Origin of the sequence: Pseudoalteromonas pernae, assembly GCF_039831865.1 — a bacterium.
GTDB classification, from domain to species: Bacteria; Pseudomonadota; Gammaproteobacteria; order Enterobacterales; family Alteromonadaceae; genus Pseudoalteromonas; species Pseudoalteromonas pernae.
The window spans coordinates 771,709-786,975 of the sequence record NZ_JBDODM010000002.1 but is presented as its reverse complement, the minus strand read 5'-3'; the positions used below and the strand labels follow the sequence as shown (position 1 = coordinate 786,975).

15 protein-coding genes are annotated in these 15,267 nt (G+C 46.5%); 5 read left to right on the top strand and 10 right to left on the bottom strand.

All coding sequences use genetic code 11. The features are described from left to right. Positions 1 to 9: 9 nt before the first annotated feature. The 8 genes from purH to rpsU all read right to left on the bottom strand — a co-directional run bounded on the left by purH (position 10) and on the right by rpsU (position 9,057). Positions 10 to 1,596 (bottom strand): bifunctional phosphoribosylaminoimidazolecarboxamide formyltransferase/IMP cyclohydrolase, encoded by a 1,587-nt coding sequence (gene purH / locus V1358_RS07775; protein WP_347393115.1) that lies wholly within the window; start codon positions 1,594 to 1,596, stop codon positions 10 to 12. 236 nt (positions 1,597 to 1,832) lie between these two features. Continuing rightward, the gene (fis, locus tag V1358_RS07770; protein ID WP_010374122.1) at positions 1,833 to 2,123 is read right to left on the bottom strand and encodes a DNA-binding transcriptional regulator Fis; all 291 of its coding nucleotides are present in this window, start codon (positions 2,121 to 2,123) and stop codon (positions 1,833 to 1,835) included. A gap of 25 nt (positions 2,124 to 2,148) precedes the next feature. Beyond that, positions 2,149 to 3,114, bottom strand: coding sequence for a tRNA dihydrouridine synthase DusB (gene dusB, locus V1358_RS07765; protein ID WP_347390336.1), 966 nt, complete (start codon positions 3,112 to 3,114; stop codon positions 2,149 to 2,151). A 276-nt stretch (positions 3,115 to 3,390) separates the two neighbouring features. Further along, positions 3,391 to 4,269, bottom strand: a complete 879-nt coding sequence (prmA, locus tag V1358_RS07760) for a 50S ribosomal protein L11 methyltransferase (RefSeq protein ID WP_347390337.1) — start codon at positions 4,267 to 4,269, stop codon at positions 3,391 to 3,393. A 133-nt stretch (positions 4,270 to 4,402) separates the two neighbouring features. Next, positions 4,403 to 6,250: an RNA polymerase sigma factor RpoD gene (gene rpoD, locus V1358_RS07755; RefSeq protein WP_347390338.1), complete on the bottom strand. Its 1,848-nt coding sequence runs from the start codon at positions 6,248 to 6,250 to the stop codon at positions 4,403 to 4,405. A gap of 124 nt (positions 6,251 to 6,374) precedes the next feature. Beyond that, the gene (dnaG, locus tag V1358_RS07750; protein ID WP_347390339.1) at positions 6,375 to 8,147 is read right to left on the bottom strand and encodes a DNA primase; all 1,773 of its coding nucleotides are present in this window, start codon (positions 8,145 to 8,147) and stop codon (positions 6,375 to 6,377) included. A 226-nt stretch (positions 8,148 to 8,373) separates the two neighbouring features. Then, positions 8,374 to 8,820: a GatB/YqeY domain-containing protein gene (locus tag V1358_RS07745; protein ID WP_347390340.1), complete on the bottom strand. Its 447-nt coding sequence runs from the start codon at positions 8,818 to 8,820 to the stop codon at positions 8,374 to 8,376. 21 nt (positions 8,821 to 8,841) lie between these two features. Then, a complete protein-coding gene (gene rpsU / locus V1358_RS07740) occupies positions 8,842 to 9,057 on the bottom strand; it encodes a 30S ribosomal protein S21 (protein WP_347390341.1) in 216 nt (71 codons plus the stop codon). 197 nt (positions 9,058 to 9,254) lie between these two features. On the opposite strand from rpsU, the gene tsaD reads away from it, so the two are divergent. Next, entirely contained in the window at positions 9,255 to 10,271 is a 1,017-nt protein-coding gene (gene tsaD, locus V1358_RS07735) for a tRNA (adenosine(37)-N6)-threonylcarbamoyltransferase complex transferase subunit TsaD (protein WP_347393114.1), read from the top strand. A gap of 20 nt (positions 10,272 to 10,291) precedes the next feature. Here the strand turns inward: tsaD and plsY are convergent, their stop codons facing one another. Then, positions 10,292 to 10,903, bottom strand: coding sequence for a glycerol-3-phosphate 1-O-acyltransferase PlsY (gene plsY / locus V1358_RS07730; protein ID WP_440589712.1), 612 nt, complete (start codon positions 10,901 to 10,903; stop codon positions 10,292 to 10,294). A 163-nt stretch (positions 10,904 to 11,066) separates the two neighbouring features. On the opposite strand from plsY, the gene folB reads away from it, so the two are divergent. The 4 genes from folB (at position 11,067) to V1358_RS07710 (ending at position 14,142) form a co-directional block, all read left to right on the top strand. Next, positions 11,067 to 11,420 (top strand): dihydroneopterin aldolase, encoded by a 354-nt coding sequence (folB, locus tag V1358_RS07725; protein WP_347393113.1) that lies wholly within the window; start codon positions 11,067 to 11,069, stop codon positions 11,418 to 11,420. 2 nt (positions 11,421 to 11,422) lie between these two features. Further along, positions 11,423 to 11,905 carry a 2-amino-4-hydroxy-6-hydroxymethyldihydropteridine diphosphokinase gene (gene folK, locus V1358_RS07720; RefSeq protein ID WP_347390344.1) on the top strand — a complete coding sequence of 161 codons (483 nt, stop codon included), beginning with the start codon at positions 11,423 to 11,425 and terminating at the stop codon, positions 11,903 to 11,905. Further along, positions 11,902 to 12,705, top strand: coding sequence for an undecaprenyl-diphosphate phosphatase (locus V1358_RS07715; protein WP_347390345.1), 804 nt, complete (start codon positions 11,902 to 11,904; stop codon positions 12,703 to 12,705). Before folK ends, V1358_RS07715 begins: the two co-directional genes overlap by 4 nt. Before the next feature lie 102 nt (positions 12,706 to 12,807). Continuing rightward, complete coding sequence (locus V1358_RS07710; protein WP_347393112.1) at positions 12,808 to 14,142, top strand: UDP-glucose dehydrogenase family protein; 1,335 nt, start codon at positions 12,808 to 12,810, stop codon at positions 14,140 to 14,142. Here the strand turns inward: V1358_RS07710 and V1358_RS07705 are convergent. Further along, entirely contained in the window at positions 14,139 to 15,242 is a 1,104-nt protein-coding gene (locus V1358_RS07705) for a tRNA nucleotidyltransferase/poly(A) polymerase-related protein (RefSeq protein WP_347393111.1), read from the bottom strand. The genes V1358_RS07710 and V1358_RS07705 overlap by 4 nt on opposite strands. Between the last annotated feature and the right edge of the window lie 25 nt (positions 15,243 to 15,267).

The following is a 15,267-nucleotide window of genomic DNA, read 5'->3' as shown; positions in this document are numbered from 1 at the left end:
ATTTAGTTCTTAGTGGCGGAAGTGACGCATGCCAGTGAAGACCATTGCCATACCCGCTTCATCAGCGGCTGCAATAACTTCTTCATCGCGCATTGAGCCACCCGGCTGAATAACAGCCGTGATGCCAGCTTGTGCAGCAGCATCGATACCATCGCGGAACGGGAAGAAGGCATCTGATGCCATTACTGAACCTTTAACTTCAAGGTTTTCGTCAGCTGCTTTGATACCTGCGATTTTTGCAGAGTATACGCGGCTCATTTGGCCTGCACCCACACCGATAGTCATACCGTCTTTTGCGTACACGATAGCATTAGATTTAACGAACTTCGCTACTTTCCAGCAGAACATAAGATCTTTAAGTTCTTGTTCTGTAGGCTGGCGTTTAGACACAACTTTCAGCTCTTCAACAGCAACCATACCTTGGTCACGGTCTTGCACTAGGATACCGCCGTTTACACGTTTGATATCAACGCCGGTTGTTTTGTCTTGCCACTGACCGCACTCTAGAAGGCGCACGTTTTCTTTCGCAGAAACGATTTGTGCAGCTTCTTCACTGATGCTTGGTGCAATGATCACTTCAACGAATTGACGTGCGATGATTGCTTCAGCTGTGTCTGCATCTAGTTCGCGGTTGAACGCGATGATGCCACCAAACGCAGATGTTGGGTCAGTTTTGAATGCACGGTCGTATGCTTCTAGGATGTTTTCGCCTACTGATACACCACATGGGTTGGCGTGTTTAACGATAACACATGCTGGCGCATCGAATTCTTTCACACACTCAAGAGCAGCGTCTGTGTCTGCGATGTTGTTGTACGAAAGCGCTTTACCTTGAAGCTGCTTAGCTGTTGCTACTGATGCTTCAGTTAGGTCGTTCTCGATGTAGAAAGCAGCATCTTGATGCGAGTTTTCACCGTAACGCATGTCTTGCTTCTTAGTGAACTGCATGTTGATAGTGCGTGGGAACTTAGTGTCTGTTGCCGCTTCTTCAGTGTAATCAGGTACCATTTTACCGAAGTAGTTCGCAATCATGCCGTCGTACTGAGCTGTGTGCTCAAACGCTGCGATTGCTAAATCGAAACGTGTTGCATGCGTAGTTGAACCTTGGTTCTCTTTCATTTCTGCAACAACGCGACCGTAGTCATTTGCATTTACAACGATGGTTACGTCTTTGTGGTTCTTCGCCGCTGCGCGAACCATAGTAGGACCACCGATGTCGATATTTTCAATAGCGTCTTCTAGCGTACAGCCTTCGTTCGCAACTGTTTGTGCGAATGGGTATAGGTTTACAACTACCATGTCGATTGCGTCGATGTTGTTTTCACTCATCACGCCTTCATCTTGACCGCGACGAGCTAGAATACCGCCGTGGATTTTAGGGTGAAGTGTTTTTACGCGACCATCCATGATTTCTGGATGACCTGTATGGTCAGATACTTCAGTTACTTTAATACCGTTGTCAGCAAGTAGCTTACATGTGCCGCCGGTAGAAAGAATTTCAACGCCTTGAGCTGTTAGCTCACGAGCGAAGTCAACGATACCCGTTTTGTCAGATACGCTCAGTAGCGCGCGACGAATTGGACGATGTGTATCCATGGTAGTTTTTGTTACCTCAGTTGAGTAGATAATCTTGTCTTAGGCGACACCTAGTTAAAGGTGAATAGAGCCTAGGGGTTAGACAAGGGATTTGCTTAGAAACCCTATTTTAAACAATGATGGTGTTTTTGTATAACACCACGACCAAGTTGTTGCGCTGGTCGTTTTTCGCGTATGGGCGAAAATAAAAAAGCACCCGAGGGTGCTTTTAGGTGCAGCGCGAGGCTGCAAGTAAATTAGTTCATGCCGTACTTTTTAAGTTTCTTACGTAAAGTACCACGGTTGATACCTAGTAAGATTGCAGCACGTGTTTGGTTACCGCGAGTATACGTCATTACTTCTTCTAGAAGTGGCGCTTCAAGCTCAGAAAGAACAAGTTCATAAACGTCTTGTACGTCCTGGCCGTTAAGCTGCTTCAAGTAGTGGTGAACAGCTTTTTTAACAGCGTCGCGAAGAGGCTGTGGTTTCTCTTGTGACTGAACGTGAGCGTTAGTAATAAAAGGAGAAGTCACATTTTGTTCAAACATCTTTGTATGTCTCTTTCTTTCTGGATTAGCAATAAGTTTCAAAGTATTCGTTTAGTGCATCGACCTGACTATCAGGTGTTTCTAATGCATTAAATACTCGCCTAAACTGACCTTCTTGGTCATGAGCTTGCAAATACCATCCAACATGCTTACGAGCAATCCGCGGCCCCATGGGCTCACCGTAGAATTGATGAAGATTAACTAAATGCTCCATCAGGATACTGCGCACTTCCTCGATAGGAGGAGGGGGAAGCAATTCTCCGGTTTTTAAGTAATGGTCAATTTCCCTGAAAATCCAGGGACGACCTTGAGCGGCTCGTCCAATCATGATGGCATCTGCGCCCGTATACTCTAGTACCTGCTTAGCCTTTTCTGGTGACGTAATGTCGCCGTTGGCTACTACAGGAATTGACACTGAGCGTTTCACGGCTCTGATCGTGTCGTATTCAGCAAAGCCTTTGTACATGCATGCACGTGTGCGCCCATGTACGGCTAGTGACTGAATACCATTGTGCTCAGCGATAGCTGCAATCTCGACACCGTTACGGTTGTCCGTGTCCCAGCCAGTGCGGATTTTTAATGTGACGGGCACATCAACCGCATCCACCACTGCTTTAACAATGGCTTCGACTAAGTCCGGATACTGCAATAAAGCAGAGCCTGCGAGCTTTTTATTCACTTTTTTGGCAGGACATCCCATATTTATATCTATGATCTGCGCGCCGTTGGAAACGTTAAATTGTGCTGCTTGTGCCATGAGTTCAGGGTCAGCGCCCGCGATTTGCACGGAGCGAATACCGGACTCACCACTGTGATCCATCCGTCCCATAGATTTGGCTGTTTGCCACACCTTGGGATTTGAAGACAACATTTCTGAGACTGCCAGTCCAGCGCCTAAGCGACGGCATAACTGCCGAAAGGGGCGATCGGTGATCCCCGCCATCGGTGCAACCATCAAATTGTTTTCTAACTGGTAAGGACCAATTTGCACAGCGTTACAATTTACCTCGTTTCAAGGGGCGCTAAGTTTACGGTTTTTTGAGACAAAATCAAAGGCTATAAATTGAACAAAAGTGCTTTTTTTTTAAACTTTTTGTATTGACATTTTATAACGAGCTGAGGATATGATTTTTTTGTGTGTTTTATATACACCTGCTCGACAGGGCTGATATAGCGTGGTGTTGATGGAGCGTAAACAAAGTAAAAATACTGCGTAAGCCGCTGCGCAGGGACTTTTGTCCGCTGCGCGCGGTGGGATCAAAAGTGGTTATTTCTTAATCCCACTGATCCTCACCCACTCACCTTCTTGGGCGATTGGATCGAGGGTCACTTTGTGCTCGTAGAAGCTAGCGACTGATTCTGCTTGTTCTTCAAGCACACCTGAGAGTGCAATTTCACCACCGGACTTCAATAGCCCAAGAATGACTTCATTAAGCTCACGCAGTGGCTGGGCCAAAATGTTCGCTACCACCACATCCGCTTCGAAGCTTGGTTGATCTTGTGGCAGGTACACTTCAAGCTGGTCGGCGACACCGTTGCGCTGCGCATTATCTCGGCTTGCATCAAGTGCTTGCTGGTCGATATCTATACCAATCACACGCTCAGCACCGAGCTTAATAGCAGCAATACCTAAAATGCCCGAGCCACAACCGAAATCGACTACGGTTTTACCCGTTAAATCTAAACTGTCTAACCAGCGTAAGCACAGAGCTGTGGTCGCATGGGTACCTGTGCCAAACGCAAGACCAGGGTCGAGCATCACGTTTACTGCACTTGGGTCTGGCACTTCTTGCCAGCTTGGGCACACCCATAGGCGCTCACCAAATTGAATCGGCTTGAAGTTTTTCATCCACTCACGCTCCCAGTCTTTGTCTTCTAACTGTTCAATTTTGTAGTGGAATTGTTCTTGTAGCTCAGGTTGTACTTTTAAGTAATCAACCACAGCTTGCATGTCGTGTGTCGCTTCGAACAAACCAATCACCGTGGTTTCTGCCCAATAAATGACTTCACCTGGTTGTGGTTCGAAGATAGGGGTGTCTTTGGTGTCCATAAAGGTCACCGACGGACAGCCTACATCCATCAGGTGCTCACTGATCGCATCAGCGGTCGATTCGGTAGCACGAATACGAATTTGAATCCAAGCCATGTTAATCCCCATGTTGGATGAATAATGATAAGTGATACCAACCCACATAAATATCTACATCCTTAAGCGGATTGGTATGATACGCAAAGGCCGCTAAAATAGCGGCCTTTGTAATTCTTAAAGTAGACGCTAATTATTTGTTAGCATCTAAGAAGCTTTTCAGTAGATCTGAGCGAGAAGGGTGGCGTAGTTTACGCAATGCTTTCGCTTCAATCTGACGGATACGCTCACGGGTTACGTCGAACTGCTTACCTACTTCTTCAAGTGTGTGGTCAGTGTTCATATCGATACCGAAACGCATACGCAATACTTTAGCTTCACGTGCAGTTAGGCCAGCAAGTACTTCATGCGTTGCACCTTTGAGGCTTTCCATTGTCGCCGAATCAATCGGTGATTCAATAGTTGTATCCTCGATGAAATCACCAAGATGCGAATCTTCGTCGTCACCGATTGGTGTCTCCATTGAGATTGGCTCTTTAGCAATTTTCAGTACTTTACGGATCTTGTCTTCTGGCATCATCATGCGCTCAGCAAGTTCTTCAGGGTTCGGTTCACGACCCATCTCTTGCAGCATCTGACGCGAGATACGGTTCAACTTGTTGATTGTCTCAATCATGTGTACCGGAATACGAATCGTACGAGCTTGGTCTGCAATTGAACGAGTAATAGCCTGACGGATCCACCATGTCGCATAAGTCGAGAACTTATAACCACGGCGGTATTCAAACTTATCAACCGCTTTCATCAGACCGATATTACCTTCTTGGATTAGATCCAAGAACTGTAAACCACGGTTGGTGTATTTTTTCGCGATTGAAATTACAAGACGTAAGTTCGCTTCAACCATCTCTTTTTTCGCACGGCGAGCTTTCGCTTCACCAATACTCATACGACGGTTAATGTCTTTAATACGCTCGATAGATAAGCCAGTGCTTTGCTCTACATGCTTTAATTTGTTGATGCAACGCTCAATCTCAGGTTTAAGCTCAGCAAGTTGTTCTGAGTAGCTTTCGCCTGCTGCGATTTCTGCGTCTAACCAAGCAGCATCGGTTTCGTTGTTAGCGAAGTGCTTAACGAAAGTTTTCTTCGGCATTTTAGCAACTTGAACAGCTTGCTTCATGATGATGCGCTCTTGTACACGCACTTTATCCATCATTTCACGCATGTTGTTAACCATGCGATCAAACTGTTTAGGCACTAGCTTAAAGGTACGGAATAGCTCACCGATTTCGATGATAGCTGCTTTCGCATCTGGGTGCGAACGACCTTTTTCTTCGAAGATTACACGCGCATTGTTGTAAAGAGAACGAAGATTTTCGAAGTGGATACGCGCTTCTTCAGGATCAGGACCGTTATCAGTCTCTTCCTCTGACGAGTCATCATCATCGTCATCTACGTCATCATCTTCGTCGTCTAAGTCATCACCGCTCAATTCAGAACCGATATGGGTGGCTGAAATTTGTGTTTCTTCTTCGTTTGGATCAAAGAAACCAGTAATGATGTCGCTTAAGCGAATTTCTTCCGCTTCGAACATATCCCACTGTTCAAGCAAGTGTGAAATTGCTTCTGGGTATTCTGCAACAGAAATCTGTACTTGGTTGATACCTTCTTCGATACGTTTGGCGATATCGATCTCGCCTTCACGAGTCAATAGCTCAACTGTACCCATCTCACGCATGTACATACGCACAGGGTCAGTAGTACGACCGATTTCTTTTTCTACGGTTGCCAGCGCTGCGGCTGCAGCTTCTGCCGCATCCTCATCGGTGGTCGTTTCAGCCATCATCAACTCATCAGCATCAGGTGCGCTTTCGCAAACCTTGATACCCATATCATTGATCATGCTGATGATATCTTCGACCTGATCCGAGTCTATGATGTCCTGTGGAAGGTGATCATTCACTTCAGCGAATGTCAGATAACCTTGCTCTTTACCTTTCTGAATCAGAAGTTTTAGTTGTGACTGAGGAGTTGGATCCATAGAGATTTGCTCTTCCACCCTGATAAATTAATACAACAGGCGTCAGCTTAAGAACCTAAGCTGGGTGCCCCAAGCCGGTTTGACGCAGTGAATAGCGTAGTATAACAGACCGAGAATTTTCTGGCTAGCTTTCGAGCACTTCACTGCCTTTAAGTGCTTGTGTGAGTAGGGCGTATTCACGCCGTTCATCAACGCTTAAACCTTGTGTCTTGTCCTTTATTAATAGGGACTCAAGGCGATGATTTAAACACTGATCTTCAATGAATTTGACCGTTTGTTGGAAATGAGGTTCCAAAACGTCATCATTTATTTGGTGTGGCCAAGCTGCAAGCTTAGTGAGTGCGCCGTATTCCGGGCGTTCACGATAATTTTCAAGCAACTGAGCCGTGCGTGCACTGGGGTTGTCGATGCAATACTTTTGAATACTCAAAAATAGTTCCAACCCAGGTAAGCCTAAACCCGCTAATTCAGGCATATAATCAACGGTACCTGCGAGTTGAGGATGTTGAATCATCAGGGCGATAGCGGTACGCATCGGTGTCATTTTAAATTGACTCTCAACACGGTGTTGCTGCCTTGGGGTCTTCAATTTGGCATTAAGTTGCTCGCGAGTACGACCAATAAAACGCGCCAATCGCTCCAACAAGTTTTCTTGATAAAACTCACTGGGGATTTTTTCAATAAGTGGCAATGCTAGGCTCAATAATTTGGCTTTGCCCGCATCTTGCGTTAAATCGATATCATCACTTAAGCGTGCAAAGAACACCTCGATAAAGTCTTTTGCTTCATTCAAGCGTTGTTCAAAGGCAGCTTTACCTTCTTGTTGCACCAGAGAGTCAGGGTCTTCGCCGTCAGGTAAGAACACAAACTTCAGTGCTTTGCCGTCTTTTAAATGCGGTAAGGCATTTTCCAATGCGCGCCAAGCTGCATCACGACCAGCGCGGTCACCGTCGTAGCAGCAAATCACCTTATCGGTAGCGCGCAGCAGCATTTGCATATGCTCTGTGGTTGTCGCGGTGCCAAGTGCGGCGACTGCATAGCGAATATCGTGTTCAGCCAGAGCGACAACATCCATATAGCCTTCAACAATGAGTAACTGGTCTAGCTTTTTATGGGCTTGTTTAGCCTCGTAGAAACCATACAACTCAAAGCCTTTGTGGAAAATGCGCGTTTCCGGCGAGTTTAAATATTTCGGCCCGTTGTCATCTTGGCCCATAATTCGCCCACCAAAGGCGATAACGCGTCCACGACGATCACGAATAGGGAACATCAAACGATCGCGGAAGAAGTCAAAGGTGCGGCCATTGTCTTTTTGCGTTGCGAGTTTTAATTCAATGAGTTGTTGTTTTTGTTTTGGATTTTTTCCCAGTGTTTGACACAGTGCTTCCCACTCACTGGGCGCGTAACCAATGCCAAAATCTTTGACTGTTTGTCCGCTTAAGCCTCGACCTTTAAGGTAATCAATCACTAATTGCGCATTGGCATGATGACGTAATTGCTGCTGATAATAGCGCGTGGTTTGTTCCATCAAGTCGTAGTCTGAGCGCTTTTGTTCTTGGCTGACAGGAGGACGATCGCTATTACTGTGATTACCACTCTCTTTTGGTACTTCAAGGTGTAATAAGCTCGCGAGCTCTTCAATCGCATCAACAAAATCTAATTTGTCGTAATCCATCACAAAGCTAATAGCGTTGCCGTTGGCACCACAACCGAAGCAGTGATAGAACTGTTTGTCTTGCGACACAGTGAAAGACGGTGTTTTTTCATTGTGAAAAGGGCAGCAAGCTTGATAATCCTTACCTGCTTTTTTCAGGTTGACGCGAGAATCGATCAATTCGACGATGTCGGTGCGCGCTAAAAGATCATCGATAAATTGTCGGGGGATCTTACCTGCCATTTTCAACACCTAATAAGAAGAGAGAACCAGAGTATTATATCAATCCCCATGAGAAAAGGGATTTTTGCACCCACCCAAAATTAGATTATTTGTATAAATCACAAAGAATCTATGTGTGAACGCTTGTGTCGTTATTCGCTGAGTATCGTTAAAAATAACGGCGCCAGCCTTAAACGAAGAAACCGAGCACTAGGCTCGGTTTACTTGAAATTGCTTTCGCGATTTTTTAGGCGTTAAGACGCTGTTTAATAAGGCCGGATAATTTGCCCATATCGGCACGACCTTCAGCTTGACTCTTAATTACGCCCATCACTTTACCCATATCTTGCATGCCTTGAGCACCAGTATCGGCAATCGCTTTATCAATCATCTGATTGATTTCATCTTCGCTCAGCTGTTTTGGTAGAAACTCTTCCAAAACACTCATTTCAGCAGCTTCAACATCAGCAAGATCATCACGGCCTGCGTCTTTATACTGAGTATAAGAATCGCGGCGTTGCTTCACTAGCTTGACAACAACTGACGTAATCGCAGCGTCGTCTAATGTGATTCGCTCATCGATCTCGCGCTGTTTAACAGCTGCAAGGACCGAACGAATAGCACCAAGGCGAAGTTTGTCCTTGGCGCGCATTGCGTCTTTCTGTGCGTCTTTCAACGAATCTAATAGACTCATGACTACAAGACCGGACAGTGATTAGTATAATTTAACGCGACGTGCGTTATCGCGAGAAAGCTTTTTCATGTGACGCTTAACAGCAGCTGCTTTTTTACGCTTACGCGCAGCAGTTGGCTTTTCATAGTGCTCGCGACGACGAACTTCTGAAAGGATACCTGCTTTTTCACATGAACGCTTGAAGCGGCGTAGAGCTACGTCAAACGGCTCGTTTTCTCTTACTTTAATTACTGGCATTAAAAATTCACCTACCTAACTTAATGAGCTTCACTCATCTGATCAAATAATGATCATGTGGTTCAAAAATGGTGCGGCATTGTAATCCGACTTACCTACGTGTGTAAAGAATAAATATCACAATACTGGTAAAATTGCAGCAAGCGGGTAAAATATGCGGCCGTACCAAGCCACCCAGCTCTCAAAGGAGACACACATTGCGCATTTTGGGGATTGAATCATCCTGTGACGAAACCGGGATCGCCATTTATGATGACGAACAAGGTTTGTTGGCCCATCAGCTTTACAGCCAAGTAAAAATGCATGCTGACTACGGCGGCGTAGTGCCAGAGTTGGCGTCTCGTGACCATGTTCGCAAAACCCTACCGCTAATTGAAGCGGCATTTGCTGAAGCGAATTGTGGCCCAGAGGATCTTGACGGTGTTGCCTATACCGCTGGTCCAGGTCTGGTTGGTGCCTTGCTGGTAGGATCGTCGATCGCACGATCGCTGGCGTATGGTTGGAAGCTACCGACGGTGGCTGTGCATCATATGGAAGGGCATTTGCTTGCGCCTATGCTCGAAGACAGAGTGCCTGAATTTCCTTTTGTAGCGCTGCTTGTTTCCGGTGGCCATACCTTACTTGTGAAAGTAAGCGCAATTGGTGAGTACGAAGTGTTAGGTGAGTCTGTGGATGATGCCGCAGGAGAAGCGTTTGATAAAACAGCGAAGTTACTTGGGTTGGATTATCCAGGTGGTCCATTGCTGGCTAAGCTTGCACAAAAGGGCACGCCTCTGCGCTTTAAGTTCCCGCGCCCAATGACCGATCGCCCGGGTTTAGATTTTAGTTTTAGCGGGTTAAAAACATTTGCCGCTAATACCATCCGCAGTGAAGGCGATGATGAGCAGACAAGAGCTGACATCGCCCATGCGTTTCAAACCGCGGTTATCGATACCCTTGCTATCAAATGTAAACGCGCGCTAAAAGAGACGGGTATCAAGCGCCTTGTTATCGCGGGAGGTGTGAGTGCTAATACGTATCTGCGTGAACAGCTAGAAAAGGTAATGCAGGGGATGCAAGGTGAAGTGTTTTATCCTCGTCCTGCCTTTTGCACAGACAATGGTGCGATGATCGCCTACGCAGGTATGCAACGTCTTAAAGCGGGGCAAACGGCAACGATGGATACCAAAGTTCAGCCACGCTGGCCGATAGATACACTGCCTAGCATCCGCTAGAGCACAGTGAGCGTCAGGAGTTATTCTTCTGGCGCCTTTTTGACTTTCTTCTTCCCCACTTTTGGCTCGGTTCCCTTGAGCAAGCGCACGATGTTGGCGTGATGTCTGATTATGATCAATACAGTCAAAAATGTTACTGGAAACGTATATAAGGGCTTGATAAGCCACGTATACAACGGGGCGAGCGATACAGTGACCAAGGCTGCCAGTGAAGAGTAGCGGGTAATCGCTACCACCACAGCCCAAGTAACAATCAGCAGTCCGCCCAATGACAAACCAATCGGTAGCAAGGCACCAAAAGCTGTAGCCACCGCTTTACCGCCTTTAAATCCAAAGAATAATGGGAAAATGTGGCCAAGACAGGCTGATACGGCAACGAGCCCTAGGTGAATTGGATCAATTCCCATGAAGTAGGCGCCCCATACAGGGATCGTACCTTTAAGAATATCGAACGCCAGTACCATCGCTGCGGGTAGCTTACCGCCTATACGCAGTACATTGGTTGCTCCAGGGTTTTTTGAGCCGGCTTGACGAGGATCTGGCAGCGCAAATAGGTGGCTGATCAGCACTGCTGAAGAGACCGAACCTAAAAGGTACGCAAAAATGCACATAAACGCCGCTAACACTGTCATCCTTATTTTTTAATTATACTTTTTAAGCTATCATCGCCGCTCATTAATTAGTTTACGCATTTGCATTACAGCCTTAGAAAAAGCGCTGTGGACATTCGCGACGCGTAAGGGTACTGAGTTTAATCCCTTTTGGGTATCCGACCAGCTACTATGGAGCCAAGAGATGGACACTGTCTACATATCACAACTTAGAGTCGACACCATAATAGGAGTGTACGACTTTGAGAAGGAAAGTAAACAAAGCCTTTATTTTGACATCGAGATGGACTGTGATTTGTCTCAAGCCGCACTCAGCGACGATTTAGCACACACTATAGATTACGCGCAGGTTAGCCAACGCGTCACTGAGCACTGTATCGCTAAACCCGTTGAATTGCTGGAAACCTTAGTCGAGCAATTGGCAGCGTTAATCCTTGACGAATTCAACACTCCGCGCGTTAGCATTAAGGTCAGCAAACCAGCTGCTGTGCCAGCGGCACAAACTGTGGGCGTAAAAATAGTACGTAGCAAAAACTAACGATGGCACGCATTTACATTAGCCTTGGCTCAAACATTAACAAGCGCACCAATTTACTTAATGGTTTGCACGCTCTTCAAGCGCACTTTGGTGAGTTGAATCATTCAAGTGTCTATGAAAGTGAGGCGGTTGGGTTCAATGGCAGTAATTTTTACAACTCGGTGGCCGGTGCAGATACCGACTTAAGCCTCGAGCAAGTCTGTAAAATCCTAAAACAAATCGAGCGCGACAACGGCCGCACCCCACAAGACAAAAAGTTTAGCCCACGTACTCTGGATTTAGACTTACTTTTCTATGACGATGTTATTTGCCAGACACCTGCGCAAATTCCCCGTGATGAAATTACCAAAAATGCATTTGTGCTATGGCCCTTGTATGAGATTGCCCCTGACTTTTTTCATCCTGTAGCCAACGCAACGATTGAGCAGTTGTGGCAGGACTATGATAAATCAAAACAAAACCTATGGAAGGTCACTATTGAATGAGTATTTTAGCGATTGTTGTATTGGCGTTAATTCAAGGATTGACTGAGTTTTTACCTATTTCTAGTTCTGCTCACCTAATTCTCCCGTCTCAGCTTCTTGGCTGGCAAGATCAAGGCTTGGCATTTGATGTTGCCGTTCATGTTGGCTCTTTGCTCGCTGTAATGATTTATTTCCGCAAAGAAATCGGCGATATCCTCGTTGCTTGGTTCAAATCATTTGGTGCACAGGGTGCAACCGATGACAGCAAGCTTGGCTGGTACATTATTTTGGCGACCATTCCAGCAGGTCTTGCGGGTAAGTTGTTTGAAGATCTTATTGAGCAACACCTGCGTGCGGCTATCGTCATTGCTATCACCACTATTTTCTTTGGTTTAGTGCTGTGGTGGGCTGATGTAAAGGCGAAGCAAGTACGCAATATTTACCAATTAAATTGGAAAACAGCCTTGATCATAGGTTGTGCGCAGGCGATTGCGCTGATACCGGGCACATCACGCTCAGGTATAACTATGACTGCGGGCCTATTTTTAGGATTGACCAAAGAAAGTGCTGCACGCTTTTCGTTTTTACTTTCTGTACCAGTGATCGGTGGTATGGGTTTAATCAAAACGATTCAACTGGCCACCGGTGACGAAGCGGTTGATTGGCAAGCGCTTATTCTTGGTGCTGGGCTGTCATTTATGGCGGCGTATGCCTGTATTTTCTTATTCCTCAAATTTATTGAACGCATGGGCATGATGCCTTTTGTTATCTACCGCTTAATTTTGGGCTTCGGGTTATTGGCGTTTTTGCTTTACCAATAGTCTGAAATACTTACCTGTCATGACACTGCCATGTATCTACCATGGTAGTGTCACACTCGCTTTGCAAGCTAGAGCTGTGTGAAACAGCAAAGAGCATGGATTATGCGAGTAACAATTTTCGGTTCTGGTTATGTTGGGTTAGTGCAAGCTGCAGTGTTTGCAGAGGCAGGGCATCAGGTCTGCTGCGTTGATATCGACCAACATCGCGTCGATAAGTTAAACCAAGGCAACATCCCCATTTTTGAACCTGGTCTTGAAGACTTGGTCGTACGTAACATTGACCAACAACGTCTGATGTTTACCACGGACTCCACTCAAGGCGTTGAGTTTGCAGACATTCTCTTTATCGCCGTAGGTACACCCAGTAATTTAGATGGCAGTGCAGATTTAAGTGCAGTGCGAGCAGTTGCCACCACCATAGGCCAACAGATGGCATCGGATAAAATTGTCGTAAATAAGTCGACGGTCCCTGTCGGAACTGCGGATGAAGTAGCAGCTATTATTGCCGGCGAGTTGGAGCGCAGGGCTGATGAACACCTTCAAATTGATGTGGCGTCAAATCCAGAGTTTTTGAAAGAAGGTGCCGCGGTGAGTGATTGTCGCAGCCCTGACAGAATCATCATTGGTGCAACAGTGGCATCGACGCTAGCAACGCTGCGAGAGTTATATGCCCCGTTTTGCCGTCAGCGTGACAAAATCATCACTATGGACCGACGCAGCGCGGAACTGACTAAGTACGCAGCTAATTGTATGTTAGCTACTAAAATCTCCTTCATTAATGAAATGGCCAAGATGGCAGAGAGAATGGGCGCTGATATTGAGCAAGTGCGCCGTGGTATTGGCTCTGATCCGCGCATAGGCTATCACTTCATTTATCCGGGACTCGGCTTTGGTGGCAGTTGTTTTCCAAAAGACATCGATGCGATGTTGAGCATGGCAAATACTTTTCAAGTCGACAACTACCTATTAGAGGCAGTAAGAACAACCAATGCGCAACAGAAAAAGAGTTTAGTGAACAAAGTCGTAGCGCGTTATGGCAATGATCTTCGCGGTAAAACCTTCGCTATTTGGGGGTTGGCATTTAAGCCAAACACTGACGATATTCGCGAAGCGCCTAGCCGAGTAACCATCAATGCATTGGTGAGCATGGGCGCCAGAGTACAAGGCTTCGACCCCAAAGCAGGCAAAGCCACAGCTCAGGTTTACCAAGATGTTGAGCAAGTTCTAATCTGCAACAGCAAAGAAGAAGCAATAGAAGGGTGTGATGCTTTACTGATTTGTACTGAATGGGAGGCATTTCGCGCTCCCGATTTTTCACACCTAAAACAATCACTGGGTGAGCCCGTTATTTTTGATGGGCGTAATTTATACGAGCGTGAGCAATTGCAGCGATACGGCTTTGAGTATTACTGCATTGGTCGTTCAGCGATAGCCTAAGACAATGCTGAATTGATTGCTGTTAGGCGTCCTTGTGCCAGCGCTTCTTTAATAGCAGCCCCAGTCACGCCTTGGTTGATATAGGTTTGCGCATTCACCTGCTGCGCTGCTGTCGCGGCGTTCATTAGCAAGGCTTTGTTAGCAAAGTCTCCACATGCGTAGCATTCATAGGCGCTGACGAGGTCGTCCAGACGGTGCGGGCGGCGCCAAATATCAAGTTGATTGAACATCTTTATGAGCGCAGCTGCAAGCCACTGTTGTTGAGATAACACGTGCTTGTGCACAGCGAGTGATTCAGCCAGTTCTGCAAACTGGTTCGGGACACGATAATGTTCATAAAAGGCTTTGCGTGCGTGTTCATCGAGCCCATTGATCACCTGCGCGAATTGGCAAGGTGCGTCCAAACCATGAGCTCTAGCGAAGCTTATTGCAGTACTCAACTCTGGTTTGAATTCTCTCCACATCTTTGCCAACTCAGGGCACAGTACCGCTAGTGCATTGCATTGAAATAGAATGTCGATAAAAACGTCGATGTACCCGTCGTTGAGTGCTTTGTGCCACTCCATCCAGACGCGTTCTGGCGTCAGTGCCGCGAGCTCACCACTGTGGGCAATGTCGGTCATCAATGCGAGGGTTTCATCGGCAATGGTAAAACCAAGCTCATGGTAGCGAGCACGAAAACGGGCAACTCGCAGCACCCGTAGCGGATCTTCACTAAATGCAGGACTAACATGACGTAGGACGCGATTTTCGATATCAGCGCGGCCGTTATAGGGGTCGATTAACTCCCCTTGGTCATTTTGCGCGATGGCGTTGACGGTTAAATCACGGCGCTCAAGGTCTTGCTCTAGGGTAATACTGGGATTGAAGTCACAAATAAAGCCGGTGTAGCCTTGCCCTTGTTTACGCTCGGTGCGCGCAAGTGCGTGTTCATCTTTACTTCGCGGATGCAAAAAGACGGGGAAATCTTTACCAACTTGGGTGTAGCCCAAGCTTTTCATTTGCGCGATAGTCGCACCAACGACGACATAGTCTCGCTCTTTGACTTCACGGCCCAATAGTTGGTCGCGCACGGCGCCACCGACTAAATAAATTTGCATCTGTTTCTCCTCGCTTACACGCCAG

Coding starts and splice junctions, on each gene's coding strand:
- purH (WP_347393115.1), bottom strand. CDS start 1,596: ATGGATACACATCGTCCAATTCGTCGCGCGCTACTGAGCGTATCTGAC.
- fis (WP_010374122.1), bottom strand. CDS start 2,123: ATGTTTGAACAAAATGTGACTTCTCCTTTTATTACTAACGCTCACGTT.
- prmA (WP_347390337.1), bottom strand. CDS start 4,269: ATGGCTTGGATTCAAATTCGTATTCGTGCTACCGAATCGACCGCTGAT.
- rpoD (WP_347390338.1), bottom strand. CDS start 6,250: ATGGATCCAACTCCTCAGTCACAACTAAAACTTCTGATTCAGAAAGGT.
- dnaG (WP_347390339.1), bottom strand. CDS start 8,147: ATGGCAGGTAAGATCCCCCGACAATTTATCGATGATCTTTTAGCGCGC.
- V1358_RS07745 (WP_347390340.1), bottom strand. CDS start 8,820: ATGAGTCTATTAGATTCGTTGAAAGACGCACAGAAAGACGCAATGCGC.
- rpsU (WP_347390341.1), bottom strand. CDS start 9,057: ATGCCAGTAATTAAAGTAAGAGAAAACGAGCCGTTTGACGTAGCTCTA.
- plsY (WP_440589712.1), bottom strand. CDS start 10,903: ATGACAGTGTTAGCGGCGTTTATGTGCATTTTTGCGTACCTTTTAGGT.
- folB (WP_347393113.1), top strand. CDS start 11,067: ATGGACACTGTCTACATATCACAACTTAGAGTCGACACCATAATAGGA.
- folK (WP_347390344.1), top strand. CDS start 11,423: ATGGCACGCATTTACATTAGCCTTGGCTCAAACATTAACAAGCGCACC.
- V1358_RS07715 (WP_347390345.1), top strand. CDS start 11,902: ATGAGTATTTTAGCGATTGTTGTATTGGCGTTAATTCAAGGATTGACT.
- V1358_RS07710 (WP_347393112.1), top strand. CDS start 12,808: ATGCGAGTAACAATTTTCGGTTCTGGTTATGTTGGGTTAGTGCAAGCT.
- V1358_RS07705 (WP_347393111.1), bottom strand. CDS start 15,242: ATGCAAATTTATTTAGTCGGTGGCGCCGTGCGCGACCAACTATTGGGC.